The organism is Flavobacterium polysaccharolyticum (assembly GCF_038739875.1).
Taxonomy (GTDB): domain Bacteria; phylum Bacteroidota; class Bacteroidia; order Flavobacteriales; family Flavobacteriaceae; genus Flavobacterium; species Flavobacterium polysaccharolyticum.
The window spans coordinates 1-287 of record NZ_JBCGDP010000101.1; the positions used below are offsets into that span (position 1 = coordinate 1).

General features: G+C 33.1%; 1 pseudogene. It reads left to right on the forward strand.

Annotated elements, in window-relative coordinates:
* Nucleotides 1-204: pseudogene (locus WFZ86_RS20255) on the forward strand (ABC transporter permease); the annotation flags it as partial.
* Between the last annotated feature and the right edge of the window lie 83 nt (nt 205-287).

Sequence of the window (287 nt, forward strand, 5' to 3'; positions counted from 1 at the left end):
ATTGGTGGATTAATTGGATTGTTTTTTGTTTGGGTTATAGCTATTGTGTTGACCAATGCGTTGGATTTCTAATTTGTATTAGGTTTTGGTAATATTCTTTTAGGGACAAGTTTATCGGCCTTTATTGGTTTGCTTTCGGGTATTTTGCCTGCTATATCGGCGGCTAATCTAGATCCTGTTGAGGCAATTCGTACAGGAATGTAGTAATGTTTATAAATAAGTTTTTATTGAAGGTTGACCATTTAGTAGATTCTGTTTTGGAAATTTAATTTTGGTTTTATCCCATT